The following is a 24,592-nucleotide window of genomic DNA, read 5'->3' as shown; positions in this document are numbered from 1 at the left end:
TTACTGGATTTTTTTCAAAAAGACAATTTCTTTGCTTAAAAATATATCTTTTAATACTGAAATTTACTTCTTTTTCAACCAAACATATTATTCATTTTTATCTTTTGAAATAAAAAGCAAGTTTCCTCTCAGAAAACTTGCTTTTGTAAATATGCTTTAGTAACTACGAATACAATCTTAATTCAAAGAGACCATACTCATGCTTGTCTCCTTGCAATTCTGCTGCATAGTGCCGCGTGACGGTTTTTTGATGAATCAGGGCACCAATAGCTGAAGCTTGTCGCTTCTGCGCTTCTTTAAAAATCGGATAGGCCAAGGCAGAGCCTAATCCCAAGAATTGCTCATCTACTCCTAGATACATAATCGTATAACGTTTGGGAAAACGCTTGGTCCAGAAAAGCTTGGCTAGGTTAAAAGGAGTCAGCTTTTGATAAACCAGAGATCCGTAGTCCGGCATGGCAATCAGAAAACCAACTAGCTTGCCCTCCTTATAGGCCAGCTTAACCATAGAAAAATCAAGAATATACTGGTATTTTTGAAAAATCTGACTGAACTGCTGACTGGAAATAGACCGATAAATTGGAAAATCTTGATAGAGGCGATTGAGGAGCTCAAAAACCTGCAGCGAAGCTTCTTCCCAATCCTTCTTTTCGGGAGAGCAAATGGTGAAACCCGCTTCTTCAAAAGACTCAAAGCGATGAGCCAGCTTATCCTGATGAGTTTGATTGCTGACCTTGGGATAAAAATTGGACAGATAGCGCTCCTTGAGCTCAAAACCAGCTGCCTGCCACAGCTCAGGATAATAGGCTGGATTATGAGGCTCCCCTGTAAAAGGGAGCTCCTCTGTTCCAGTCAGCTGCATTCGATAGCCTAGCCAAAAACTTGCCTGTACGGGACCGATTATCTTAATAGCTCCGAGACTGCGGGCAAAACCTGCTAAATGCTCGATAAAAGCAGATGCAACCTTCTGGTCATTGATCGACTCGAAAAATCCCAAGTAAGCAGCCTCATCATCTGGATAGAAGGTCAGAAGTCCGCGAATACAAGGCTGGCTCTCCTCATAGCCAATAAAGGCATAGGTATCTAGGCCAGAACTCAGCGGGTGACTGCCTTCAATTAAAGCCAGTTCTTCCTCTTCCGACTGCATGAGGTGATCTGGCTGGTAAATCTGCTTGGGCAGGGCTAGAAAATCGGCCAGCTCTGTCGTATTAGGTTTGACTGGTTTAATTTCAAGCATGGTCTTCCTCCTTGACTAGTCGAATCTTGCCAGTAAGGCCATCCATCTCAATCCAGTCGCCATTTTGCAAGAGACTGCAAGCTCCTCTAACATTGACAATAGAAGGAATACCCAACTCGCGGGAAATAATAGCTGTGTGAGAGAGCAAAGACCCCTGCTCTGCAATGACACCCTTGGCTTGAGTCAGAAGATAAACCCAGCCCGGATCGGTCATCTTGGTCACGATAATCCGGTCCTGTGCAGATTCAATCTCCTGCACATCTTCTACGACCAGAACCTGAGCCTTAACGAAACCAGGTGAACAGCCAATCCCTTGTAAGGCTTGATTACCCGTATTATGACTGCTAGTGCGGTTTTGCGGTTTCAGATATTTCTCAAAGACCGGTCCAGCAAAAACATATCGACTAAAGGTTGGCAGTTCTTTATCAGCCTCCAACTTCTCCCGACGCTCGGCTATCAAGCCGCTAACATCTCTAGGCGTTCTAGTCAGCTCAAACAATTCTTCCTTTGTCAGGTAAAAAACATCATCTGCCGAATCCAGCAGCCCTTGCTCGTTTAATTGCTGCCCAAGTGTTCGGAAAATCTGCCGCATCATGCCATAGATCCGTGTGCGGTTTAAGCGTGAGCTTTCCCGATATTTAACACCAGTCATGGCTCGCTTGCGAAGAAAATTCGTCCACCAGCCTGATTTTTGCACCTCTTCTTCAAGTTTCTGAGGGGCCAACTTCTTCTCCTCTTGCTGGCACATTTGCAGCAGGAGCTTGATCAGACGCTCTGGGTGCGTTCGGAAGGTTGGTGTTTCTAACTTCAACTCTTCCGGAGCCCGATCACCAAATTCATGGATAAAATGGACTATTTCTTTGACCAAAGGATGCCGGCGACTTAGAAAGACTGCTGGGCTTTCAGTTTCCATAGCCTGTCTAATCTCTGCATTTTCTTCTGCTTTCAGCTGAGCTGTTAAAGCCTGAAGAGCCAAAGCCGGCCTCATACTTTCAATTTGCTCAATTCCCGCAATCTCAGCCTGAACAGCCTCGCCACGACGCGACTTCTTCAGGAGTCCGGTATAGACAAAAGCATAGAGATCATTGACCAGGGTAATGTCCCAGTGAGCCAAAATATCCTCTTTTAGCTTGCTGACCAAGCCAATCAAGGTCTCTGTATCTGCGTCGGGAGAAAAGTTCGCTTCGTATTCGCGCTGAATCTGGGCAAACTGCTCTTCCAATTGTCGCATTTGCTTGGGTGCCGTCCAAAACTCTCGAATAATGCGGAGCATGATTTGCAGGCGTTTGAAAGCGGACAGGTGCACCGGCATCTGAGGCACCTCTGTCTCTCTCACTCCCAGCATATCCTGCCAGATAGGAATGATTTTCTTCGAAAAAGGCAAAAGATGCAAGAGCTGATACCAGCTCTGAATCTGGTAATAAACTCGGCTGTTGACCGGCTGCAGCATATTTTGAAAGGTGGCTTCATAGGTAGCCAACTCAGGGGCATCCTTGCCAACCAAGCGTTGAGCCAGACTTCGGAAAATGCTGGCATAAGCCTCTTGAATAAAGCTAATAGTCAGAGGACTGGAAACGCCCGGATAGCTCTCGACAATATTGCTATTATCCAGAATAATTTGCTGTCCCTCTGGCAAGGTGGTAATAGGTCGTGCCTGCAGAAGATAGAGCTGACCATTGGCGAAGGTAAACTCCATATCCATATAAGATCCAAAAAGCTGACTCACCTGACTAGCCAAGGCTTGTAACTCCACAAGTTGTTGCTGTGATAAGTCTGGTGAGTTCTCCGTCTGCTCTGTATAAAAGAGCTGGTCCTTGGGATGGAGGGTCACCATTGTCGTAGGAATCTTATCCTCGACAACCTTATTGCCCAAGCCCCGACCGATGACAATGATGTGCTCGTTCAGAATGCCCTTGGGATTAGCTGTAAAGTAAATCCCAGACAAGTCTCCCTCCTGCATAACTTGAACAAGGCAAATCATCTGCGCTTGCTTCAACGATAGTCCTTGCTCAAATAGATAACTAAGAGCCGACTCCTGATAAAGAGAGAGCAAGGTCGCTTGGATAGCTTCTTTAAGTCCATCTGGCTTCACATTGAGCTGGCTCTCAAACTGACCGGCAAAGGATGAAGCCTTCCCATCCTCAATGGTAGCAGATGAGCGGACTGCGAAGCGACAGTCTTTCTGAGAAAATTCCTGCCGAATCCAGTTTTCTGCTGCTGTCAGATCTTCCTGCGCAAACTGCTCTCTGGCCCAGTCCTGCAGCTGCTGACTGAGCTGGGACAAGTTCAATTCTCCAGACCGATAGGCTACTTCCATCCGCTCTAAGTCAGCAGAGCTGGCAGATTCTTGAAAAAAGTCAAAAGCAAACACCGCAAAGTCAGGAACCGGCAAACCAGCAGCCTGCATTTTCAGCAAATGATAGGCCTTGCCTCCGACCTGGTCAAGCCCTGTCTGCTTGATTCTTTTCATCAAAGTACCCCCATCAAGAGATAAACAGCAACGGACAGAACCATGGTCGTCTCCGTAATATAAGTATAACGCTCCACCCGCTCCCGTATATTAAAGCGAGTTGGATCCTTGATAAACTGCTCAAACTGGACGGTCATCCAGATGACATTCAGCACCAAGACTAGCACTCCGACATGGGAAATATTCCAGAGGAGAGCGAAATTGGTCAAGATATCCAGCAGAGTCACCACCTCGATAAAGCGAGTGGCTTTTTTGTAGCCAAAAAGCTTAGAATAGGTCACATACTCTGTCTCGTCTTTTGGCGCCCGAATCTTGCGGCAGACTTCCCAGATTAGACTTGGGAAATACATAGTAAAGGCAAGCAAAACGGTTGGCAGGGACAAGAGAGGCAGATTATACTTATAGCAGACGAAGGAGATGGTATAGAGATTCAAAATCATCATGACCGGATTATGAGTTACTAGAGCCAGTGGCAGGGAATTTTGAATCTTGTCACGCTTGAAGAACCAGAAGGACATGAGAGTTCCGTAGATATAGAGGAAGAGGAACCAGCCAACATTGTTCATAAAGAGGATATTGAGAAGTACAGACACCGCTACGATAAAGCTGAGGGCAATAGCCAAGTCCTTCTTTTTAACCCGACCAGATGGCAGAGCCCGATGAGGAAAGAGCCGTCTGTCGGTCTCGTAGTCTTTGAAATCATCCGCAATCCGCAGAATCATCAGAAAGACAAAAATGGTAAAAATACCAATCAACTCCTGATGGTCAAAGCGAAACTTGGTTACTCCATCATTGAGCAGAAGGACAAAATAAATCTCAAAAAACATGATGGCAGCCACAAAAAAGCGCGGTAGCAAAGGAAACATTTCCTTATAATAAACAGCTAATCGTTTAAACATAGCTTTTCTCCAATCTTTTCCCCCATTTGAATCTGGGTTTCTATTCCGAGGTCTGAGTAAGTCAGGATATCCTGATCCAAGCGAATCGTACCTGCTGGATAGAGGACAAGAATTGTTGAGCCACCCAGACCAAAGCAGCCCTTCTCCTGTCCCCTGACCAAACGGTCCTCACTGTGATTGTATATTCTTCCGACCAAGAGAGCCCCTACTTCCATCTGCAGGATAGGTCCTAGGTCGGTATCTAAAAGACAGTATTCTCTTTTATTTTCTTTGTAAATCAAACGCCGCTTCTGGGCTACCTGCCTGACCGTATGCAGGCGGCCTTTGATTTTTCGTCTTTGGATAATGCTGCCGGATTCAGCTGCCAAATAGCGGTGCAGGTCTTCCACTCCCAAACGATAGACCAGCGCTGTTCCGCCACTGAACAACTGAGCCAATTCTTCATCCAACAGTAAGTCAGCTAGACTATACATCTGCCCTTTAATCATCAACTGTAAGTCCTGACTGATGGTAAAAACTTCTAGCTTGGCATCTGCCACTGCCAGTACTTGACGGTCAGGACAGACTGGACGCAGACCAGGCTTGATTTTCCGCTGAAAAAAAGCCGCAAAGCTAGAATAGGGGCCATCTTCATAGTCATCCAGATCCAGCTGATAATTTTCCACAAAAGCTGCTATTTTCTTGCGAGAAAAAGCAGAATAGTCTTTCAAGGTTAGAAGATAAGACAGACTAGGTCGGGCGAAGATAGGCAATAGGAAGCGGCCCCAAGCAGTACCATAAAGCTTGTCTAACAGACCCGCCTTGTATTCTGTCGGTTCCACTACTTGGTCAGTCCTTCTCAGATAGACCTTAACCATGCGGGAGAACCCCCAGACCAATCAGACTTGCAACAGCCAGAATCGCAAAGATCAGATAGGCCAGCTTATTGGGCTTGGGAATACGGCAGTTGTAGACAAATAGGAAGGTCAACAAAAGAGACAAACCAAGCCACACCCAGGCAAAGAAACCAGGCGCCAGCCATTGACAGACCAGATAGGTCAGAGGGAAAAATAGGGCGCTGTAAGTCACGGGCAAGCCGATAAAATAAGAGCCAGATCCTTCATCATGCTTGGCCAAGCGGTTAAAATGCGCCAAGCGTGTGACCGCAGCCAAGACATAGAGGACAGCCAAGATGATATTGGCCACTCCCAAGGGCAACTGAGTCATGAGGAGCACAGCCGGAAGAGCCGCAAAACTAATCATGTCACAGAGCGAATCAATCTCAATGCCGAAGCGCTTCTGGCTTTCAGTCCGCTTCATCCGCCGCGCCACCACACCATCAAAGAGGTCACAGATACCGCTAACGATAAAGGCCATCATGGCCAGACGCAGCTGGGAATGAATGATGGCATAGACTGCCAACAGTGCAAAAGCAGCGCCCATATAGGTCAGGATAACAGATTTATCGTATTCACCGATAAACAAAGGTTCATTCTTCTTCATGAATTCTTATTTCTCCTCTTCTTCCATCTAAGGTTACCAGCATGCCAGTTTCTAGCAGCTGAGTTGCATTCTTGGCGCAGACCAGAGCTGGAATCCCGCATTCCCGAGCGACAATGGAGGCATGGCAGAGAACTCCACCGTACTCTGTCACAAGACCGCCCAGAATACCGAAAACATAGCTCCAACCCGTATCTGTATAGCGAGTGACAAGGATTTCTCCCGGCTCAATCGTCTCAGTATCAGCCAAATCCAAGAGGACCCGAACCCGACCGGTCACCTGACCGCTGCTGGCTGGCATTCCCGTCAGCAGAGCTTGACTATCATGGGCCGCTTCTTCCAAACTCATCTCTTTATCAGTCAAATCACCAACTGGCTCAAAATTCCGATAGGCCTGGCAATAATGCCGATTATCAGCCACTTCTTCTTGGAGCTGGTCAGCAGTCTTTTGCCCTTCCATAAAGGCAGTCAGACTTTCTTTCTTAATGTAAAAAATGTCTTGTTCATTTTTCAGAAAGCCTCGCTTTTCGTAGGCTCGGCCGAGTTTGAGGCTAATCTGACGAATGAGGTGGTAATAGCGCGTGGAAATATCCTTGAACTCCTCCCGCCACCAGAGCAAGTTACGCAGGTCTTGACTGATTTTTTCTATCTTTTTCTTCTTGGCTCGAGATAGATGGGCAAGATCCAGCTCTGACTCAGAGACAGGACTGAGCGAAGCTTTGGCTGCTTGATAGTAAGCTGAATCAGCAACCAACTGCTGGACCGCTGTCAGAACCTGATGAGCATCTTCTTCATAACTCGCTACTCGCAAGTCCAGCTCCCGAGCCGAGTGATAGCCAAAATCCTTTTGAAAATCCTGAATCTTGATGAAATCTGCTCGTTCAGGATATTGTGCAGCCAGTTCCTGCAACTCTTCCACCGATAGCTTCAACCAATCGTCTGTCAGCTTCTCGTCTGCCAAAACAAAATCCGCAGCTTCCAGCATCCTAGCTAAAGGCTTGGTGTGCGAAACATTTCCTAACTTAGCTATCAATTGGAAAAATTCATCAACCGTCAGCCATTTGAGCAGACTGGTCTTTTTCATAGACAGCTGGACCGTATTGATGTAGGCTTGCCAGAAATAAGTTCCTTCACTGTTTAAATAAGCCTGATTTAGCACTAACTGCCAAAGATTCTCGACTTGCTGCAGCGGGCTTTGGTCGTTCAGTTCTTTGATTTCTTGATTCAGGCGGGTAAATTGCTGACGCAGCTCTTGCAGCTTCTCTGGCGCCTGATGCAGAAAGGTTTTAGTTACTTTTTGAGTTTTCAAAGCTACCCGCAGGAAATTCAAGAGCAAGGCTGGACTTAATTTACTGGTAAAACCTTGACCTTGGTAGTCTTTATTAACTCCCAGCTCATCATCAAAGTCTCGCTCAATATAGCCAGGAATCTGCTCCATGCCTTGCTTGACCACTCCTAAGTTCCAGAAAGGCCGAGCATAATGCAGGCGCATCAGCGGCGGCATCACACCATCAGGCTCTAAGCCAATTGCCAGCAAAAAGCTGGAGAGTGCCTCTTGCCAAGAATGGCGGTAAAGGCTCCACATCAGGTTTGGACAGGGCTGAGCCGCCACGCCTCCATCCCGAAAATTTGCCGTCGTCCAGCGGCCACTGTCGATTTTAGTTGGTATTGTCGTGATAGGCCGAGCCTGCAGTAGATAGATTTGCTCTTGTACGGCACACCACTCAATATCCATCGGCCGACCAAAATAGGCCACAATCTCCAATACCTGCGCATGCAGCTTCTGCAAGACTGCCAGAGGGATTTCAGTCTTTTCAAACTGAAGCCAGTCTGGCTTGTACCAAGCAAGAGTCAGCTGCACAGGATTAACTTGACCGCTAACCAAGCTCTCAGCTGAGCCTTTTACATACTCAAGCAGCATGGTCTGGTCCTGATTGGTCCCCACGTCTAGGGAAAAGCAGACACCGCTGAAGTCAGGCTCTATCTGCTCCTGAATCAGTACTGCCATGGCAAAATCCTGCTCAGCCAGACCCTGACGCTGCCAGTAGGCCAAGGCTTCTGGATTAAAGAGGGAAAGCAGACAAGAACGAATGCCCTGCTCAATTTCTGACAGTGTCCGGCAGTCGCCAATCGAGTCATATTGACCGGCAAATGACATGTTCTGTCCGTCTTCTAAAAGGGCACTGCTGCGAACGATATAAGCTTGATTTTCCTGACAAAAAGCTGCTAACTCCTGTAGCCAAGCTGACTCCAAGGGATATTGCTGCAAACGCTCCGCAATTTCCTCCTTGCCCAGTTCGATGAGTTCTTTAAGTCCCTCTTTTGAGTATTCTGGAAGAGCTGCTCTTAGCCAATCCATTACTTGATCCGCAGGCAAAATCAAACCCTTAGGAACCGAAAGCCCCAGTTGACAGAGGTTGATTAACTGATTGATTTTACCACCATAGACGTCCGAAGGCTCTTTTTCCAGCCATAGTTCTTTCATCAAAAACTCCCATCTCACATACGATTTTTTCTAAGCTTAGCCCAGTAGAGCAGACGATTAACCCCCAGATGCGTACCCGCCCCTAGGATGAGTATGCCCAGCATCTGCTGCCAAGACAGAGGGATATAGAAAAGCAAGAAAATAATACAGCCAATCAAAGAATCAATCTGGTCTATCCAGATAAAAGTCCATTTCCAGCCATTCTCCGCCGTCTTGCCCTCTCTGATTTCCAAACGGCGCTTGATAAAGCTATTGGGCAGCTCAAACAAAACATAAGCCAGCCCCAAAAGAGCCCCAAGCACCAGATTAAAGAGAACTGTATTTTCGTAGAAGGCATAGACCAAGTGCAGCTTCTCTAGGGTAGAAATACTCTTCAAAAGCAAGCCCCAGAGAATCTGCGCCAAGGCTCCCCAGACAATCATGCCAAAGAAACCTTTCCAAGTCTTGTTAGCTCCAAAAAGCCTCTTCCCATCCTTTAAAATCAGCCCAGCATCCATTGGTCGATAAGCCGCCTCTAGCAGTGAAGACCTGCAAAAGATCATATTCAGAACTCCAGCCAGAATGACCGGCATCAAGGTGACATACAAGGCAAGAATCGTGTGCATATTATTTCCTATTCTTTTTTATAAGAGTCAACCAGAACTCTTCAAATTATAATGAACCCATTATACCATAAAAATTACAGGCCTTCAGTAGGGCAAACTGTGAAGTGGCCTTCTAATTTCTTCTAGTTTAAGATTTGATTTAAACAAAAAACCAGTAGATCCTACTGGTTTACTATAGAGACTATTAAACTCTATCATCATAGCCATTTGGATGGCTGGAATGCCATTTCCAAGCGGTTTCGATGATGGTTTCGATATTATCAAATTTCGGCTGCCAGCCTAGAACTTTTCTTGCTTTTTCAGAGGAAGCAATCAACGTATCTGGATCCCCTGGGCGCCGCTCTGCTATTTCCAAAGGAATAGGATGTCCGGTCACCTTTCGTGCTGCTTCTACAATCTGCAGGTTGGAAAAACCAGTCGAAGAGCCAAGGTTAAAAGCATCTGATGGTTGATCTGCTCGCAGGTAATCAACAGCCAAAATATGGGCGTCAGCCAAGTCGAAAGGATGGACATAATCGCGTACATTGGTCCCGTCCGGAGTATCGTAATCATCGCCAAAAACAGCAATCTTCTCACGTTTCCCCTGAGCCACCTGAAGCACAATAGGAAGGAGATGTGTCTCTGGACCGTGATCCTCTCCGATAGACCCGTCTGGCTTAGCACCGGCCACATTGAAATAACGCAGGGCTACAAACTTGATGCCGTAGGCCTGGTCTGCCCAGCGCATAATGGTCTCCATCATAAGCTTGCTCTCACCATAAGGATTGATCGGCTTTTGCGGAGTTGTTTCCAGTATCGGAATTTCCTCAGGAATGCCATAAGTCGCAGCAGTCGAAGAAAAGACAATGTTTTTAACGCCGCATTCCTGCATGACCTCTAAAAGGGAAACCATGCCGGCTGTGTTATTGTCAAAATACTTGAGTGGATCTACCATAGACTCAGCAACCAGTGAAAAGGCAGCAAAGTGAATGACTGCATCGATAGATGGATGTTTGGCAAAGACATCACGCATAAAGTCCTTATCCGCCAAATCCCCCTCATAAAAGACTGCTTGCGGATGGACGGCTGCCCGGTGGCCAGTCACCAAATTATCAACAACGACTACTTCTTCCTTATCTGCTGTTATCAAACGGTCAACCATGTGCGAGCCGATATAGCCAGCACCACCTAATACTAAAATTGCCATAAAACTTCCTTTCCCTGTTACGCTAGATTCATTATAACACATTTCCTAAGGCTGGATGCCAACGGATTGGACGAAGCGCATGAAAGCCTCCTGCCCTTCCTCTGTTCGCTTATAAACTCCAGCATCCTCCAATACACGGCTGAAAATTTGCCCAACCGATGCCTGAACTACTCCTTCCACCGTCTCAGCGGTAACATCTGGATTCTGGTCTTTGAGTTGATTGGCCCACTCCTGATGATAGGCAACAACCTGACAGTTTTCTCCTAGTAGGAAAAGTTCTACCTGTTTGAGTTCTTCCTTGAGCCGAGGCGGCAGAATAGCCAGCCCCATCACCTCAATCAGACCGATATTTTCTTTCTTAATATGCTGCACATCCCTATGAGGATGGTAAATGCCGTCTGGGTGTTCTGGCGACGTTTGATTGTCCCGCAAGACCAAGTCTAGCTCAAAAGATCCATCTTTCCTGCGGGCAATCGGTGTGATGGTATGGTGAGGCTCACCCTCAGACTCTGCCAACACCTGCACACTTGGGTCAGAATAAGTGCGCCAAGCTTGCAGGATCTTGTCAGCCAACTCAATCAACAATTCCTTCTTCTCAGATTTCAGCCGAATGACGGACATGGGCCACTTGACTATGCCTGCCTCTACTTCTTCAAATCCTCTAAAAGTAAAGCTGCAATCCATCTCTGCTATTTCCATAGGGAAGGTATGACGTCCGCCCTGATAGTGGTCGTGAGTCAGGATAGAGCCGCCAACAATAGGCAGGTCGGCATTTGAGCCAGCGAAATAGCCTGGAAAGGTCTCAACGATGTCCAACAAGCGCTCAAAGGTCAGCCGGCTAATCGCCATAGGAAGGTGCTGGCTGTGCAGAAAGATGCAATGCTCATTAAAGTAGGCATAGGGCGAATACTGGAAGCCCCACTCCTGTCCAGCCAAGTCAAATCGAATAATGCGATGATTGGCTCTGGCTGGGTGATCCAAGCGACCCTGGTAACCTTCATTTTCCATGCAGAGCTGGCAGGCTGGATAATTGCTATTCTTTGCCTTTTTAGCTGCTGCAATTTCCTTGGGATCCTTTTCTGGCTTAGAGAGATTGATGGTGATTTCCAAATCTCCATAAGCGGTCGGTGCTTTGAATGCAATGTTTTTAGCAATAGCCTTGACCTTGATATAGTCATTCTTTTGACTAAGCTGGTAAAAATCAGCCACAGCTTGCTCAGGATTAAAAGCATAAGTCGTCCAGAAGTCCCGATTGAGCTGGCTAGGGGCTGGTGTGATGAAGTTCATAAGCTCAGCACCAAGGATTTCACGCGCAGTCTGTCTATCCTCAATCGTCTCTAATCTAACTGCCTCCTCAACCAGCTGGTCCTTGAGGTCAATCAATTTATCCAGATCAGTCTCAACTTCCAAAACACCATCTCCCACTCGTGCCAGAACACGATTGATCAGGTAGATTCGATCTATTTCCTCAAAGGTACTTTCTGCAATGACTTCTGTGATAAATGCATCTAGAACTCCCTGACTCATTGATTCTCCTTCCTACTTTCTAAATAGTCTCTGACAGCATCTAAATCTTGAAAAACTTGTTCTGTTTTATTTAAGAAAGACTGTGCTGGCATTTTTAAGTCTGGAATACAAATAACTGGTATCCCAGCTCTATACGCTGCTGCAATCCCTGCTTCACTATCCTCTAATACTAAGCAATTCTCTGGTAAAACATTCAAATCACTACAGGCCTTTAAAAATATATCAGGGTAAGGTTTGCTTCGCTTTACATCTTTTGCAAAAACTAGATGGTCAAATAGGGACAGTATACCATTACTATCCAAGATCATTCTAGCTCTAGATTCAACACTTGAAGTTGCTAGAGCGATTGGAATACCTTCTCTTTTCAAAAAAGCAAGCAAATTTTTAGCACCTTTTTTTAAATTTACACCTTTGTCTAATATTCGAGCTTCCAGTTCATAAACTTTTTCCAAGGTTTGGTCAAAGTTCCAAGGTAAATCATAGGTATCTAAAAATCGTTGAACATTCTCCTCTTCCCTATGTCCACTGTATTCTCTAGAATATGTTTCTTCTGTAAAAGGAATTCCAAAATCTTTAAGCAATTCTTGATAAACTTTTAGAGAAATGATCTCAGTATCAGCTAATAAGCCATCTAAATCAAATATTACAGCGTCCATTTACTTCTCTCCTAGTCTAAAACTCGTGTCCCCGATGCAACTTCAGCGATATAGAAGCTTGGAGCGTATCCAACTACTTCCTCATAGCGTTTGCCAACTGCTTCTTTGAAAGAATCCACCGCATCCTTAGCAACTAAAGCAATGGCGCAACCACCGAAGCCAGCTCCGGTCATACGAGCCCCCAGAACAACTTCTTGCTCCCAGGCCGTGTGAACCAAGGTGTCCAGCTCTAGACCAGTCACTTCATAGTCATGCTCCAATGAAACATGAGACGCATTCATGAGACGGCCAAACTTTTCAAGATCACCTGCCTGCAAAGCGGCCCTCGCTTGCAAAGTGCGCTGATTTTCCAAAACAGCATGGCGAGCCCGTTTGAGACGATTTTCGTCCTCTATTAGATAGCTATACTCGTCAAAGGACCACTCGTCCAACTCACCCAAGGTTGCGATAGATAGCTTACGGTTCAGTTCTTCAACAGCTTTTTCGCACTCAGCACGGCGTTCATTGTATTTAGAGTCCGCCAGTTCACGGCGTTTGTTGGTGTTCATGATGACAACGACATTGTCTTTCAAATCAAGCGGCACCAAGTCGTATTCTAGAGTGTTGGTATCTAGGTAAATAGCACGTTGGTCTGCACCCATACCGATGGCAAACTGGTCCATGATACCAGAGTTGACTCCAATAAAGTTGTTTTCTGTTTGTTTTCCGATTTTAACCAAATCCAAACGGTCTAGTTTTAAATCAAAGAGATGCTCTGCCACAACACCAGTCAAGAGTTCCAAAGATGCTGATGATGACAAGCCAGCTCCATTTGGGATATTCCCATAAACATAAAAATCAAACCCTTTGTCAATCACGTGTCCAGCTTCTTGCAAGAAATGAAGAACCCCTTTTGGATAGTTGGTCCAGCTGTGCTCTTTTTCAAATTTGAGGTCAGCTAGAGGAACTTCTATAATGCCCTTGTCCTCAAAGTTGGCTGAGTAAAAACGCAAGACTTGGTCGTCACGCTTGCGAGCCGCCCCATAAGTCCCCAAAGAAATAGCCGCCGGAAAAACGTGCCCACCGTTGTAGTCTGTGTGTTCACCAATCAGATTGATACGACCTGGTGAAAAGAAAGTTTGGTCTGCTTCTTGACCAAAAACGGCAAGAAAGTCTTTGCGAAGGGCTTCAGTAGTAAGATGTTGTGTCATATGAATTCTCCTTTGACTGTCGTTAAGTCATCTTAACGTGTAATCGTTTTCTTCTATTGTATCTAAGGGATTTACCAAGGTCAATCCTTTTTACTGAACTTTTACTAAACTATCAGTAAAAAGCAGAAAAATATGATATACTAACCTAAAAGGAGGAGGATTTATGGCTACCTTAAAAGACATCGCACAGCTAGCCTCTGTCTCTATCGCGACCGTATCTCGTGTCCTCAATCGCGACCAGAGTCTATCTGTTACAGAAGAAACCAGACACCGTATTTTAACTGTCGCTGAAGAACTGGGCTATACCAAGCACCTCAAGACAGGCGAATCCCATAAGCCCAAGCAAAAAATTGCCATTATCCAATGGGTCAGCGAACAAGGGGAGTTGGACGACCTCTACTACTACCAGATTCGTCTCGGTATTGAAAAAAGAGCCCAAGAGTTGGACTATGATATCTTGCGCTATTTTAACGACCATCCTTTTACACTGAGCGAGGAAGTAATCGGGATACTCTGTATTGGAAAGTTCAGTCGATCACAGATCTCTGCCTTTGAAGAATACCAAAAACCTTTAGTCTTTATAGACAGTGATACCCTCTCGTTGGGACACACCTGTATTATTACGGACTTTTACACTGCTGTGAAACAAGTTGTAGACCATTTCCTCAGCCAAGGTATGAACCGTATCGGAATTCTCACAGGTCTTGAAGAAACAACCGACCAGGAAGAAATCATCCAGGATAAGCGACTAGAAAATTTCAAAGACATTACCCAAGCAAATGGAATCTACCATGGAGAACTGGTCTTTCAGGGGAGCTTTACTGCCCAATCTGGCTATGACTTGATGAAGGAGGCCATTCACAAGCTAGGAGAACAACTCCCACCAGCCTTTTTCGCTGCCAGCGATAGTTTAGCCATCGGTGCCCTTCGTGCTCTCCAAGAAGCTGGAATCAGCCTACCAGACCGCGTCAGCCTCATTTCTTTTAACGACACTAGCCTGACCAAGCAGGTCTATCCTCCTCTTTCTAGCATTACCGTCTATACCGAAGAAATGGGCCGAGCAGGTATGGATATTCTTAACAAGGAAGTTCTCCACGGTCGCAAAATACCTAGCCTAACCATGCTGGGAACCAGACTGACTTTGAGAGAAAGTACGAGGAATGAATAGGATAACAAAACGACCTCTAGCGAGATCGTTTTTCTAATGATGATGCCCATGCTTCTGCTCTATGGTTCTCACCCTCCGCCTATGTTGCGCATGATTGCTTTGACTGCTGTCCACTTCAATAGTGATATTCTGCACGCCTCTTTCTTTTAAACATTGACGCACCACTTCTTTGGTCTCCATCATCTGTTCCCAGTCCTTGATACAAATGTGAACAATAGCATTATTCTCCAGACCGTCCATGGACCAAATGCTAAGTTGATTGACACTGTTGACATTGGGTAGAGCCTCTAAATCCTTCTCCAAATCACTTGTCTCGACTCCTTCTGGCACAGCATCTAGGAAAATCTTCAGTGCGCTCCAAAAGCGAGGAATGGCTTTCGACAGAATAAAGATAGAAATAACCAGCGATAAAAGCGGATCGAGGATATACCAATCTGTAAATCGGAGGATAATCGCCATTAGGATGACGGCCAACCAACCAAGAGTGTCTTCCAAAAAATGCAAGCTAAGAATTGACTCGTTCTTTGTCTTTCCTTTACGGACTACTAGACTAGCTAGCACATTAATAGCCACTGCAATGATTCCCAGCCATAGGATACCATTTTCATTAACGGGTTGAGGGTGAACGATCTTTGTGACATTTTCCAAGATCACTAGGACAGACCCTATCATAAGAATCACAGCCGTTAGCATGGCCCCTAAAAGACTAAAACGTTTATAACCCAAGGTGTACTGCCTATCTTCTTCACGATTGGAGATCGTTTCTAAAAGGGCTGAGATACCAATGGCCATAGCATCTCCCAAGTCATGAACAGAATCAGCAAGAACTGCACTCGAACCAAAGATTCCTCCTGCGATAAACTCAACAATCGCATAGCTTAAATTTAAGAAAAAAGCTAACCAGATAGATGTTTTAGAACTCATTTCTCTCCCTCCTTTGGTATAATGGGTATATACATACTTCTTTCATTTGTATTATCTAATAAAATTCAAAGAAAGGATAGAAGCAAACTGTCAGCCCTGTTCAGTTCTGAACAGTTTGTCTCAAGTGTCTATATGTCAAAAAGAGATCGTCGAGTCAGTAAGACTAAAAAAGCCATCTATCAAACTTTTTTACAACTTTTGAACGATAAGGGCTATGATGCCACTACTGTCCAGGATATCATTGACCTAGCAGATGTTGGACGTTCTACTTTTTACTGTCACTATGAAAGTAAGGAACTCCTTTTAGATGAGCTCTGTCGCTACCTCTTTCATCATCTCTTTGAAAGGGAAGGACACTTTACTACCGAGGACTACCTCGCACATATCTTTTTACATTTTCAAAAAAACCAGGACCATGTCACCAGTCTTCTTTTTTCCAAAAACGACTACTTCCTCCGCCAACTACACAAGGAACTCGAACACCACGTTTATCCCATGGTAGCGGGTGACTTGCAAGAGGCCTATCCAAACATTCCGGCCTCCTACCTTCAACATTTTGTTGTGACGAACTTTATCGAGACCCTAACTTGGTGGCTAAAAAAAGGAAAATCTTATACCGAAGGCCAAGTGGTGAGATTTTACCTTGATGTAATGGAGATGACCTCTACAACTCCACTTGATAACTAATCCTGTAACTCAGAAAGGAACCAACTATGTTAACTTCGATGATTCTAGGAATACTAACAATTGTACTAGCTCTCGCCTTCTCATTGCTTCACCTTGCTGCTGCTTTTTCAGCCATAAAACAAAAAAACTACTGTCTAGGAAATAAATGGATTTTGGTCGGCAGCTGCATCACCTCTCTGGCTCTAGCTATCTTTTACTTCGTTCCGCTTGCAACCATTCTTCTATGGATTGTGGGCTCGAGTATCGTCTGCTATGGAGCCTACTGGAACGGCCAACAGAAAGAAACTCAACATATCTCGCACCACATCGTTCGTATAACGAGCGCTATTATCATTACGGTATTATTCATTTTGCTCTAACACAAAAAAGGATCATCTGATCCTTTTTTACTTTTTTAAGCACTCTTTGCTGCCTTGCTCCACTGATACCACCCAACTAGACTATTGATCAAGTAAATCAGGTATTTTCCTTGAATTTGCAGGCTTTCTCCCCACCAGAGATAGATAGAAAAGACATTGGTAGCTGCCCAGAATATCCATTGTTCACGGTAAACAGCTGTCATGAGGATTTGCCCAACCCTATTGGTCGCATCGGTGATGGAATCGCGATAAGGACGATTGGCTCCGATAGACTGATAAATGAACCCAAATACCAACCACCAAAGAACACTAATGGAAAGATACTTGGTCCAACCCTTGCCGTCCAGTTTACGCGCGACAAACTCCTGCTTTTCTTTCTTGAACTGTGCTTGGTAGATCCACACTAGAAGTCCAATTGGCTGCATGGCCGTAAAGTAGAGTGTCGTCAGCACCTCACCATAGAAGCCTTTTTGAAGGGCAAGCACCAGATAAATGATGGAATTAATCAAACCAAATAGGTAGTTACTAGCACGACCTTCAGCTTCTCAAAGAGCAGAAAAAAGGTTAGTAAGGCTTGAGAGATGAATCATTTTAAAGGCAAACAATTCCAACAAGACGTCATCATTGTCGCTGTTGGTTATTACCTACGTTACAATCTGAGCTATCGTGAAGTTCATGAATTGCTTTATGACCGTGGAATAAATGTTTGTCACACTACGATTTATCGGTGGGTTCAAGAATACAGTAAAATCCTCTATCATCTCTGGAAAAAGAAAAATAAACAGTCCTTCTATTCGTGGAAAATGGATGAAACCTATATCAAAATTAAGGGGCGTTGGCATTATCTCTATCGAGCGATTGATGCGGACGGTTTAACATTGGATATCTGGTTACGAAAGAAACGTCGAGCAGACGATAACAGCTATAAGTTAGAAGATACCGCCTATCAAGAAGATAAAGCACGCAAAGCAGAAACCGAAGATAAGCTAGCTATTGAAGCAATGAAAAGCAAGTACACCATGCTATTCCTAGAAAATATGTTGCTAAGTCCGTTTGAAATGCATGATACAAAAATCATGGCAGGATTGCAAGTCCATGTTTACCCCCTCTATGACGAACTGAAAGAATTAAGAGGGCTAAATAGTGTTAAAGACCACTTGTCTTATGTTGCCAGCAGACGTGAAGAATATTCTAAGCATAATATCGCACGCTACCTCAAAAAAGCCATTGAACAATATCTACCAACGGTTAAAAGGCAAGACTTAAACCATGAGTGAAGACTTAAAAACGATCAAAGAGCTGGCGGATGAGTTGAGTGTTACAAAACAAAATATTCAATATCACTACCAAAGGTTACCAAAAGAATTACAGCTTAAAAGTTCCAATGGGTCTAATCTAATAAATTCTAAAGCAGAAAAAATAATTTTAGGTAAATTAGAAAGTAGTAGCAAATCAAATACCAAAGACCAACAAATAAGTAGCAAAGACCAACAAATAGAAAAACTAACTAATTTGTTAGACCAGTAACAACAATTAGCCTTGCAAGATAAAAAGTTGCTAGAAGAATACAAGGCGGAAAATGATAACTTAAAAGCCCTCAAAATGCCCTCACAGGAAACAGAATTCAAACACTTAGACAATCAATATAAAGATGAAGTGAACGCTCTTAAAGAGAAGTTGGAAAATTTACAAGAAAAAATCAAAGATCAAAAAAGGATAGAAGAACAAGAAAAACCAATAAAATGGTGGGGACTATGGCGAAAATAGATGATTCAGTTAAAAAGAAAGTTCCAGAATTGCGATTTAAAGGATTCACGGATGAATGGGAACAGCGTAAGTTGGGAGACGAAGTTCGAATAGTGATGGGACAGTCTCCTAATTCAGAAAATTATACTGATGATCCTAATGGGCGCTAAAAATGCGAAGACCTATGAAGACCTATTTTGTATTAGTCAAACAAAAAATCCAAAAGAAATGGTATATGATTATGACCATGAAACAAAGTAAAATCAAACCGAGTGATCTGAGGAAGCACCCGATGATCATGAAACGTTATTAAACACAAAAGTCACCCATGTGAGTTCTTGCCAGAAGCTGAAGTTAATCCTTCAACCTGGAAAACCCGCAGAGGTGACTTTTTCTATACATCTCGATTTTTCTGGCAATAATCATTAACCGATAAATATGTCTGTGAATCACCCAGCGACTCCGCTATGTCCATAATCCGCGGTGGTAGTAATCCCACTCGCTGGACAAGTTCGTGATTGCTGAACAATTCCCGTGGACTGCCGGCGAAGCCAAACTTCCCGTGTTCCATAACATACACCGACTCAAACTCGGCGGCGACCCAATCCATGTCATGGGTGATGGTCACAACTTGGTGGCCCGAATCAGCCAACTGATGGAAAATTGCGGTCAACTTGCGCCGGCTTTCCCAATCAAGCGACATCATCGGCTCATCAAATAAATAAATCGCCGGATCCACTGCCAAAACTGTGGCAACGCTCAACAGCTTGCGTTCCGACAATGACAGGTCATATGGACTTTCAGCTGTTTTATCATCCAAGCCAACTCTTTTTAGAGCCGCTAAAGCCCGCCTCGTAATCGTGTCGTGGTCATCCATGACCTGCGCGACATTCCACTCCACCTCTCGTTGAACGGTCGGGTTGAAAAGCTGATCGTCAGGATTCTGAAAAGTAATCCCAACCTTCAGTAACTTTTCGACTGGTTTAAGATCATTAAAATTTTCTCCATCGATCTTAATCACACCGGTTTGTGGTGTCAGCAAACCCGTCAACAATTTGAAGAGCGTTGATTTGCCGGCACCATTTTGGCCGACAATCGCCACCATCGGATCGGCGAAGTGTTTGTCTTCAACATCCAAGCTAAAGGACCGTTCCGGATAAGTGAACGTCAGGTGGCTCAGTTCAATTGTGGACATAACGAACCTCCTTCAGATCAGCGTAATTCACCGGATACCGGCCATCAGCCAAGTGCCAATCCATTTTTTGAGCAAGTTGCTGGATTGTCGGGGCTGGAATCTGCCAGTCAGCTACCAAATGATTAAACACCTCACCCGGCCTGCCCTGGGCTACCATTTGACCCTCGTGCAGCACCCACACAACGTCGGCGACTTCGCACAAATCGTCAATTTCACTGGTGACAATGAAGACAGTCGTCTCTTTGACTTGGGCCAGCCATTGGAAAAATTGCCGGCGGCCAAGGGGATCCATCTCACTGGTCGGATCATCCATAATCAAAACAGCCGGATTAGCCACAATCGCCGTGGCAATTGCCAACCGCTGGATCTGACCACCGGAAAGGCTCTCGGGACGCAAATTCAGCTGTTCAATCAGCCCCATTTGCGTGGCAACTTCTTCAACCCGTTTTTGAATCAGTCCTTCAGCCATTCCCTGATTAATCAAGTCAAAGGCGATTTCATCGGCAACCGTGTCTGCCAACCCGCTTAGTTGGCCAGCTGGATTTTGCAGTACAACTCCATTCATGGCATTATAAACGGGCCAATTGTCAGACACTCGCTGGCCAAACATGTGCCAATCGCCCTCAATCTCAGCAGACACAATTTTGGGAATGACCCCTGCCAGCACACGGCACAAAGTCGATTTGCCGGAGTGGCTATTCCCGATAATCCCAACCACCTGGCCGGTATGAACCTCCGCGTTAATCTGACGCAGTTGTGGTTGCTCAGTACCCGGATAACGGGTGGTCAAATTTTCAATTACAATCCGTTTATCTTCGTCCATATCTTCCACCCAATCAATAAAATTGCCAATCCAGTCAGACCAATGTGCAGCGTCCGCGACAGGCGATACACGCGCTGGGAGGTTCTGACAGTCCGGTTGAGATTATCAAAACCTCTCAGTTGGAGAGAAATCGACCGCGTCATCGATTGATCTAAGGTCTTAATCACCAATGGAATTAGAACCGGCAGGACTGACTTTAATTTCTGAATCAACGTTTTTTGCGGATTGGTTCCGCGAACTTTTTGTGCCTGCTGGATTTTCCGCATATTGCGCATCATTTCCGGCAAAATATAACACACCGACATCAGAACGTAGACGGTTTTATAAGACAATCCGGACAGTTCCAAATAGGCCGCGTTTTCTGAAATACTCGTGGTCACCATAAAAAAGCCACTGGTCAAAATAATCACCAATACTCGACAACCCAGAGTGGTGGCGTAAATCAGGCCTTCTTTGTAGAACGACACCCCAAGCACAGAAAACAGCACAGTTTGATTCCGACTGTAAAATAACCCTTGGATGATCAGCATGGTGCAAATCAGAAACAGGCTGAATCCCAGCGCCTTAAAGGTGGTAGAACTCAATTTGGAAAATAACAATAGCAGTGTTGCGACAAGAATTAATCCGGCCTGAAGCAATAAATTCATACTGGCAAAGCTCAACAACGTCATGTCCAAGATGAACAAGAGCTTAGTAATCGGATCGATCACCTGGTACCACTTGAGCTTGACCCGTGGCGCTCCAGAAATCATTGTTTTATCAGTCATCATTTATCATCGCTAAAGAAGTGCACCATCCGCTTCGGCAGCTGACGATAGATGAAGAATGCCAGGTAGGCCACGCAGACTTTATCCAAAATATCCAAGACGAACTCATCGGTAAATGAGGCCAGCCACACTGGTGCATGATTGGCGACCATTACCGCAAACAATGAGTCACCCCAAGCGATACCGGTCTGACCACCCCAAAAGATGACGTTGAGTGGCGTTGAAATGACAGCTGAAACGATGGCAATAATAATAGCAGAAACAAATACTCGTCGCGCTGACGAGAACCACCCATTGGCGTGCAAAACTCCGACAGCAATCCCAATTCCGATGCTGGTAATCGCATACACGGTTGAAATTGGCGATAAGGTCAGCCCATAGATCACGTTGTTGATGAAACCACTAATGGCACCGGCAACCGGCCCAGCCAACATGCTGGTAAGAAAGGTTCCCAAAGACCCCAGCCAAACGGGCAACTTTAACCCCTCCGCCAAGGCTTTGGCAACATAGTTAATCCCCACGGCAGCGGGAATCAAAGTCATGGTGGCAGCACTTAACCTAAATTTCCACATACTGGTACGATGAATCGGTTCTATTTTCATAATCTTCTCCTTTTGTTTTTAAAGAGCCGTGTCTGGATAGACTTTCGGACGCAACGCTCTATTATATATCTACTGAACTGTCTATACACAAGATTTCCATCCTTAGTCGACATGAGCTGGAAATCCTTATTTGTTAAGTAGTTCACAACACATTATACACCTAATTTCTGAATAGTCAAGTGTATTTACAGTAAAAATTTAGAAAATCCTGAAAATTTCCGCTTATTTTCATTTAAAAATGAAAATCATTAATTCTGACACCAAAAAAGCCCAGACAAGATTGTCTGAGCATTTTTCTATATGGTCGTCTAAATAAGTTGAGTTTGACATTCTCAATCTATTTCTTCAACAAACCTTGTTCTTGTAAAAACTCCTTGGCTACTTGTTCTGCTGACTTACCTTCAACACCGACTTGGTAGTTGAGCTGGCTCATCTGGCTTTCAGTAATTTTACCTGCTAGTTTATTGAGAACTGTCTCCAACTCAGGATGTTTCTTGAGAAGAGCTTCTTTCATGAGTGGCGCTCCTTGATAAGGTGGGAAGAGTTGCTTGTCATCTTCCAAGACCTGCAAATCATAACGCGCCAACTCTGCATCTGTCGAATAGGCATCTGTGATTTGAATATCGCCTGACTGAATTGCCTGATAGCGAAGAGCTGGCTCCATGGTCGCTACGTTGAGATTGAGACCATACATTGATTGCAAGCCCTTATTGCCATCTTCACGGTCATTAAACTCGAGAGTAAAGCCTGCCTTCAGCTTCCCTTCCACTTTTTTCAAGTCCGAAATGGTCTTCAAGCCATATTCTTGAGCAATTTTTTTCGGAACAGCTACAGCGTAGGTGTTTTGATAAGACATAGGTTTGAGATAGGCAAGATGATCTTGTTTGCCAATGCCATCACGCGCCACTTGATAAACCTGATCTGGCTCATGACCTACTTTAGGAGATGGTTGAAGCAGACTTTCAGTCACCGTACCGGTAAATTCAGGATAGATATCAATGTCCCCTTTTTTCAGAGCTTCATAGAGGAAGCTTGTTTTCCCAAAATTCGGTTTAACAGTCGCAGTCATACTGGTATTTTCTTCAATCAGCAACTTATACATATTGGCCAAAATTTCGGGTTCTGGTCCCAATTTTCCAGCAATCACCAAGTTTTCTTTCTCTTTTTGAGCTAAGAGTGCTGGACTATAAGACAGACCGAGCAATATGGTCACCAAGGCAAAACCAGAGAAAATCGTCCGCAATTTTGCTTTTTCCATCACTTTTAGTAGGAAGTTAAAGGCAATAGCAAGCACTGCAGAAGAAAGTGCCCCAATCAAAATCAGACTGGTATTATTGCGGTCAATTCCCAAAAGGATAAAGGAACCCAGTCCCCCTGCCCCAATCAAGGCAGCCAAGGTTGCCGTGCCGATAATCAAAACCGCTGCCGTCCGAATCCCAGACATTATGACAGGCATGGCAAGTGGAATTTCAAACTTCTTGAGACGCTCCCATCTGGTCATCCCAAAGGCAATCCCAGCCTCTTGTAGACTTGGATCAATTCCCTTTAGCCCAGTGATGGTATTTTGCAAAATCGGGAAAATCGCATAAATCACTAGAGCCGTCAAAGCAGGCAAGGTTCCAATTCCCATCAAGGGGATAAAGAGTCCCAACAAGGCTAGAGACGGAATGGTCTGGAAAATCCCTGCAATCTGCAAGACCCAGTCCGCCAACTTCTCATGATAGCGAAGATAAACAGCCAAGGGAATAGCAATAAAAATAGCTAGTAATAAGGTCAAAAGTGACAACTTCAAATGTTGAGATAGAGCAGTTACCCAATCACCAAAACGATCCTGAAAAGTTGATATCAAATTAGTCATGAACACTACCTCCAAACAAGTCTGCTACAAAGTCCGTTGCAGGCGCCTTTAAAATCGTCTCAGGATTCGCCACCTGACGAATCTCTCCATCCTGCAAGACAGCAATACGGTCCGCCAATTTCAAAGCTTCATCCGTATCATGGGTCACAAAAATCGTTGTCATTCCAAATTCTTTATGCAATTCTTTCGTCAGAACCTGTAGCTGTTTTCTCGAAATAGCATCCAAGGCCGAAAAGGGCTCATCCATGAGGAGAATTTTAGGCTGACCAATCATGGCACGGACAATGCCGACCCGTTGCTGTTCTCCACCAGATAATTCACTAGGTAAGCGATGCCCATACTCAGCTACCGGTAAACCAACCTTAGCTAAAAGCTCTTCTGTTTTCTGAGCAATTTCTTCCTTAGTCCAGCCCTTCATCTCGGGAATGAGAGCAATATTTTCTGCAACAGTTAGATTGGGAAACAGAGCAATGGCCTGTAAAACATAACCAGTAGAAAGACGAAGTTCACGCTCATCATAGTCTTTGATGCGCTTGCCATCCATATAAATATTTCCATCAGTGGGTTCCAAAAGACGGTTAATGATCTTAATCATGGTCGTCTTACCTGACCCAGAAGGTCCAACTAAAACCATGAACTCCCCATTCTCAATCCGTAAATTGACATCTCTCAAAACATCTTTTTCTGTATAGCGTAGCGCTACATTTTTATATTCAATCATTCTTTCTC

General features: G+C 44.7%; 25 protein-coding genes and 1 pseudogene. 7 read left to right on the top strand and 19 right to left on the bottom strand.

Annotation, left to right across the window (positions count from 1 at the left end; all coding sequences use genetic code 11):
- Positions 1–163: 163 nt before the first annotated feature.
- The 11 genes from PCY06_RS09225 to PCY06_RS09175 form a co-directional block, all read right to left on the bottom strand.
- Complete coding sequence (locus PCY06_RS09225) at positions 164–1,237, bottom strand: hypothetical protein (protein ID WP_061601822.1); 1,074 nt, start codon at positions 1,235–1,237, stop codon at positions 164–166.
- Complete coding sequence (locus tag PCY06_RS09220; protein WP_082307693.1) at positions 1,230–3,707, bottom strand: phosphoenolpyruvate synthase; 2,478 nt, start codon at positions 3,705–3,707, stop codon at positions 1,230–1,232. Before PCY06_RS09220 ends, PCY06_RS09225 begins: the two co-directional genes overlap by 8 nt.
- Entirely contained in the window at positions 3,707–4,606 is a 900-nt protein-coding gene (locus PCY06_RS09215) for a UbiA family prenyltransferase (RefSeq protein WP_082307694.1), read from the bottom strand. The genes PCY06_RS09220 and PCY06_RS09215 overlap by 1 nt, the downstream gene beginning before the upstream one ends.
- Complete coding sequence (locus tag PCY06_RS09210) at positions 4,591–5,463, bottom strand: phosphatidylserine decarboxylase (RefSeq protein ID WP_082307695.1); 873 nt, start codon at positions 5,461–5,463, stop codon at positions 4,591–4,593. Before PCY06_RS09210 ends, PCY06_RS09215 begins: the two co-directional genes overlap by 16 nt.
- Positions 5,456–6,088: a phosphatidylcholine/phosphatidylserine synthase gene (locus PCY06_RS09205; protein ID WP_046165733.1), complete on the bottom strand. Its 633-nt coding sequence runs from the start codon at positions 6,086–6,088 to the stop codon at positions 5,456–5,458. The genes PCY06_RS09210 and PCY06_RS09205 overlap by 8 nt, the downstream gene beginning before the upstream one ends.
- Positions 6,075–8,570 carry a PEP/pyruvate-binding domain-containing protein gene (locus PCY06_RS09200; protein WP_195916546.1) on the bottom strand — a complete coding sequence of 832 codons (2,496 nt, stop codon included), beginning with the start codon at positions 8,568–8,570 and terminating at the stop codon, positions 6,075–6,077. Before PCY06_RS09200 ends, PCY06_RS09205 begins: the two co-directional genes overlap by 14 nt.
- A 14-nt stretch (positions 8,571–8,584) precedes the next feature.
- On the bottom strand, positions 8,585–9,175 hold the full coding sequence (locus PCY06_RS09195; protein WP_082307697.1) for a CDP-archaeol synthase: 591 nt from the start codon (positions 9,173–9,175) through the stop codon (positions 8,585–8,587).
- A 184-nt stretch (positions 9,176–9,359) separates the two neighbouring features.
- Positions 9,360–10,361: a UDP-glucose 4-epimerase GalE gene (galE, locus tag PCY06_RS09190; RefSeq protein WP_082307698.1), complete on the bottom strand. Its 1,002-nt coding sequence runs from the start codon at positions 10,359–10,361 to the stop codon at positions 9,360–9,362.
- Positions 10,362–10,406: 45 nt separating this feature from the next.
- Entirely contained in the window at positions 10,407–11,888 is a 1,482-nt protein-coding gene (gene galT, locus PCY06_RS09185; protein WP_301390518.1) for a UDP-glucose--hexose-1-phosphate uridylyltransferase, read from the bottom strand.
- Positions 11,885–12,544 carry an HAD family phosphatase gene (locus tag PCY06_RS09180; RefSeq protein ID WP_061595768.1) on the bottom strand — a complete coding sequence of 220 codons (660 nt, stop codon included), beginning with the start codon at positions 12,542–12,544 and terminating at the stop codon, positions 11,885–11,887. Before PCY06_RS09180 ends, galT begins: the two co-directional genes overlap by 4 nt.
- A gap of 11 nt (positions 12,545–12,555) precedes the next feature.
- Complete coding sequence (locus tag PCY06_RS09175; RefSeq protein ID WP_061595769.1) at positions 12,556–13,734, bottom strand: galactokinase; 1,179 nt, start codon at positions 13,732–13,734, stop codon at positions 12,556–12,558.
- A 163-nt stretch (positions 13,735–13,897) separates the two neighbouring features.
- Here PCY06_RS09175 and galR point away from each other — a divergent pair, with 163 nt between their 5' ends.
- Positions 13,898–14,902: a DNA-binding transcriptional regulator GalR gene (gene galR / locus PCY06_RS09170; RefSeq protein ID WP_060553736.1), complete on the top strand. Its 1,005-nt coding sequence runs from the start codon at positions 13,898–13,900 to the stop codon at positions 14,900–14,902.
- A 33-nt stretch (positions 14,903–14,935) separates the two neighbouring features.
- Here galR and PCY06_RS09165 read toward each other — a convergent pair whose 3' ends face one another.
- Positions 14,936–15,826: a cation diffusion facilitator family transporter gene (locus tag PCY06_RS09165; protein WP_061595770.1), complete on the bottom strand. Its 891-nt coding sequence runs from the start codon at positions 15,824–15,826 to the stop codon at positions 14,936–14,938.
- Between the two features lie 132 nt (positions 15,827–15,958).
- Between PCY06_RS09165 and PCY06_RS09160 the strand changes: the two genes are divergently transcribed.
- On the top strand, positions 15,959–16,513 hold the full coding sequence (locus PCY06_RS09160; RefSeq protein WP_061595771.1) for a TetR/AcrR family transcriptional regulator: 555 nt from the start codon (positions 15,959–15,961) through the stop codon (positions 16,511–16,513).
- Positions 16,514–16,539: 26 nt separating this feature from the next.
- Positions 16,540–16,872, top strand: coding sequence for a glucuronide permease (locus tag PCY06_RS09155; protein WP_082307700.1), 333 nt, complete (start codon positions 16,540–16,542; stop codon positions 16,870–16,872).
- Between the two features lie 35 nt (positions 16,873–16,907).
- Here PCY06_RS09155 and pnuC read toward each other — a convergent pair.
- Positions 16,908–17,414 (bottom strand): annotated as a pseudogene (pnuC, locus tag PCY06_RS09150) (nicotinamide riboside transporter PnuC); the annotation flags it as partial.
- 39 nt (positions 17,415–17,453) lie between these two features.
- Between pnuC and PCY06_RS09145 the strand changes: the two are divergent.
- From PCY06_RS09145 to PCY06_RS09130, 4 genes are read left to right on the top strand one after another with little or no spacing between them, the layout of a single operon-like run.
- Complete coding sequence (locus PCY06_RS09145; protein ID WP_082307701.1) at positions 17,454–18,149, top strand: IS6 family transposase; 696 nt, start codon at positions 17,454–17,456, stop codon at positions 18,147–18,149.
- Complete coding sequence (locus PCY06_RS09140; protein WP_045502463.1) at positions 18,142–18,399, top strand: plasmid replication protein; 258 nt, start codon at positions 18,142–18,144, stop codon at positions 18,397–18,399. The genes PCY06_RS09145 and PCY06_RS09140 overlap by 8 nt, the downstream gene beginning before the upstream one ends.
- Before the next feature lie 12 nt (positions 18,400–18,411).
- Positions 18,412–18,639: a hypothetical protein gene (locus PCY06_RS09135; protein WP_060553741.1), complete on the top strand. Its 228-nt coding sequence runs from the start codon at positions 18,412–18,414 to the stop codon at positions 18,637–18,639.
- Positions 18,627–18,788: a hypothetical protein gene (locus tag PCY06_RS09130; RefSeq protein WP_001062367.1), complete on the top strand. Its 162-nt coding sequence runs from the start codon at positions 18,627–18,629 to the stop codon at positions 18,786–18,788. The genes PCY06_RS09135 and PCY06_RS09130 overlap by 13 nt, the downstream gene beginning before the upstream one ends.
- Before the next feature lie 224 nt (positions 18,789–19,012).
- Here the strand turns inward: PCY06_RS09130 and PCY06_RS09125 are convergent, their stop codons facing one another.
- The 6 genes from PCY06_RS09125 to PCY06_RS09100 form a co-directional block, all read right to left on the bottom strand.
- Positions 19,013–19,813, bottom strand: a complete 801-nt coding sequence (locus tag PCY06_RS09125; protein WP_000103848.1) for an energy-coupling factor ABC transporter ATP-binding protein — start codon at positions 19,811–19,813, stop codon at positions 19,013–19,015.
- A complete protein-coding gene (locus PCY06_RS09120; RefSeq protein WP_020901625.1) occupies positions 19,800–20,636 on the bottom strand; it encodes an ABC transporter ATP-binding protein in 837 nt (278 codons plus the stop codon). Before PCY06_RS09120 ends, PCY06_RS09125 begins: the two co-directional genes overlap by 14 nt.
- Positions 20,612–21,403: an energy-coupling factor transporter transmembrane component T gene (locus PCY06_RS09115; protein WP_172455862.1), complete on the bottom strand. Its 792-nt coding sequence runs from the start codon at positions 21,401–21,403 to the stop codon at positions 20,612–20,614. Before PCY06_RS09115 ends, PCY06_RS09120 begins: the two co-directional genes overlap by 25 nt.
- Entirely contained in the window at positions 21,403–22,005 is a 603-nt protein-coding gene (locus PCY06_RS09110) for a hypothetical protein (RefSeq protein ID WP_060553744.1), read from the bottom strand. The genes PCY06_RS09115 and PCY06_RS09110 overlap by 1 nt, the downstream gene beginning before the upstream one ends.
- 337 nt (positions 22,006–22,342) lie before the next feature.
- Complete coding sequence (locus PCY06_RS09105; protein WP_046165740.1) at positions 22,343–23,863, bottom strand: ABC transporter permease/substrate-binding protein; 1,521 nt, start codon at positions 23,861–23,863, stop codon at positions 22,343–22,345.
- Entirely contained in the window at positions 23,856–24,584 is a 729-nt protein-coding gene (locus tag PCY06_RS09100) for an ABC transporter ATP-binding protein (RefSeq protein WP_060553745.1), read from the bottom strand. The genes PCY06_RS09105 and PCY06_RS09100 overlap by 8 nt, the downstream gene beginning before the upstream one ends.
- Positions 24,585–24,592 lie beyond the last annotated feature (8 nt).

The organism is Streptococcus sp. SG1 (genome assembly GCF_030439935.1).
GTDB lineage: Bacteria > Bacillota > Bacilli > Lactobacillales > Streptococcaceae > Streptococcus > Streptococcus gordonii.
The sequence above is the reverse complement of the archived record's forward strand: the minus strand, read 5'-3'. Positions and strand labels throughout refer to the sequence as shown.

Bases quoted from the DNA above. Each gene is read 5' to 3' on its own strand.
- PCY06_RS09225 (WP_061601822.1), bottom strand. From the start codon at position 1,237: ATGCTTGAAATTAAACCAGTCAAACCTAATACGACAGAGCTGGCCGAT.
- PCY06_RS09220 (WP_082307693.1), bottom strand. From the start codon at position 3,707: ATGAAAAGAATCAAGCAGACAGGGCTTGACCAGGTCGGAGGCAAGGCC.
- PCY06_RS09215 (WP_082307694.1), bottom strand. From the start codon at position 4,606: ATGTTTAAACGATTAGCTGTTTATTATAAGGAAATGTTTCCTTTGCTA.
- PCY06_RS09210 (WP_082307695.1), bottom strand. From the start codon at position 5,463: ATGGTTAAGGTCTATCTGAGAAGGACTGACCAAGTAGTGGAACCGACA.
- PCY06_RS09205 (WP_046165733.1), bottom strand. From the start codon at position 6,088: ATGAAGAAGAATGAACCTTTGTTTATCGGTGAATACGATAAATCTGTT.
- PCY06_RS09200 (WP_195916546.1), bottom strand. From the start codon at position 8,570: ATGAAAGAACTATGGCTGGAAAAAGAGCCTTCGGACGTCTATGGTGGT.
- PCY06_RS09195 (WP_082307697.1), bottom strand. From the start codon at position 9,175: ATGCACACGATTCTTGCCTTGTATGTCACCTTGATGCCGGTCATTCTG.
- galE (WP_082307698.1), bottom strand. From the start codon at position 10,361: ATGGCAATTTTAGTATTAGGTGGTGCTGGCTATATCGGCTCGCACATG.
- galT (WP_301390518.1), bottom strand. From the start codon at position 11,888: ATGAGTCAGGGAGTTCTAGATGCATTTATCACAGAAGTCATTGCAGAA.
- PCY06_RS09180 (WP_061595768.1), bottom strand. From the start codon at position 12,544: ATGGACGCTGTAATATTTGATTTAGATGGCTTATTAGCTGATACTGAG.
- PCY06_RS09175 (WP_061595769.1), bottom strand. From the start codon at position 13,734: ATGACACAACATCTTACTACTGAAGCCCTTCGCAAAGACTTTCTTGCC.
- galR (WP_060553736.1), top strand. From the start codon at position 13,898: ATGGCTACCTTAAAAGACATCGCACAGCTAGCCTCTGTCTCTATCGCG.
- PCY06_RS09165 (WP_061595770.1), bottom strand. From the start codon at position 15,826: ATGAGTTCTAAAACATCTATCTGGTTAGCTTTTTTCTTAAATTTAAGC.
- PCY06_RS09160 (WP_061595771.1), top strand. From the start codon at position 15,959: ATGTCAAAAAGAGATCGTCGAGTCAGTAAGACTAAAAAAGCCATCTAT.
- PCY06_RS09155 (WP_082307700.1), top strand. From the start codon at position 16,540: ATGTTAACTTCGATGATTCTAGGAATACTAACAATTGTACTAGCTCTC.
- PCY06_RS09145 (WP_082307701.1), top strand. From the start codon at position 17,454: ATGAATCATTTTAAAGGCAAACAATTCCAACAAGACGTCATCATTGTC.
- PCY06_RS09140 (WP_045502463.1), top strand. From the start codon at position 18,142: ATGAGTGAAGACTTAAAAACGATCAAAGAGCTGGCGGATGAGTTGAGT.
- PCY06_RS09130 (WP_001062367.1), top strand. From the start codon at position 18,627: ATGGCGAAAATAGATGATTCAGTTAAAAAGAAAGTTCCAGAATTGCGA.
- PCY06_RS09125 (WP_000103848.1), bottom strand. From the start codon at position 19,813: ATGTCCACAATTGAACTGAGCCACCTGACGTTCACTTATCCGGAACGG.
- PCY06_RS09120 (WP_020901625.1), bottom strand. From the start codon at position 20,636: ATGGACGAAGATAAACGGATTGTAATTGAAAATTTGACCACCCGTTAT.
- PCY06_RS09115 (WP_172455862.1), bottom strand. From the start codon at position 21,403: ATGACTGATAAAACAATGATTTCTGGAGCGCCACGGGTCAAGCTCAAG.
- PCY06_RS09110 (WP_060553744.1), bottom strand. From the start codon at position 22,005: ATGAAAATAGAACCGATTCATCGTACCAGTATGTGGAAATTTAGGTTA.
- PCY06_RS09105 (WP_046165740.1), bottom strand. From the start codon at position 23,863: ATGACTAATTTGATATCAACTTTTCAGGATCGTTTTGGTGATTGGGTA.
- PCY06_RS09100 (WP_060553745.1), bottom strand. From the start codon at position 24,584: ATGATTGAATATAAAAATGTAGCGCTACGCTATACAGAAAAAGATGTT.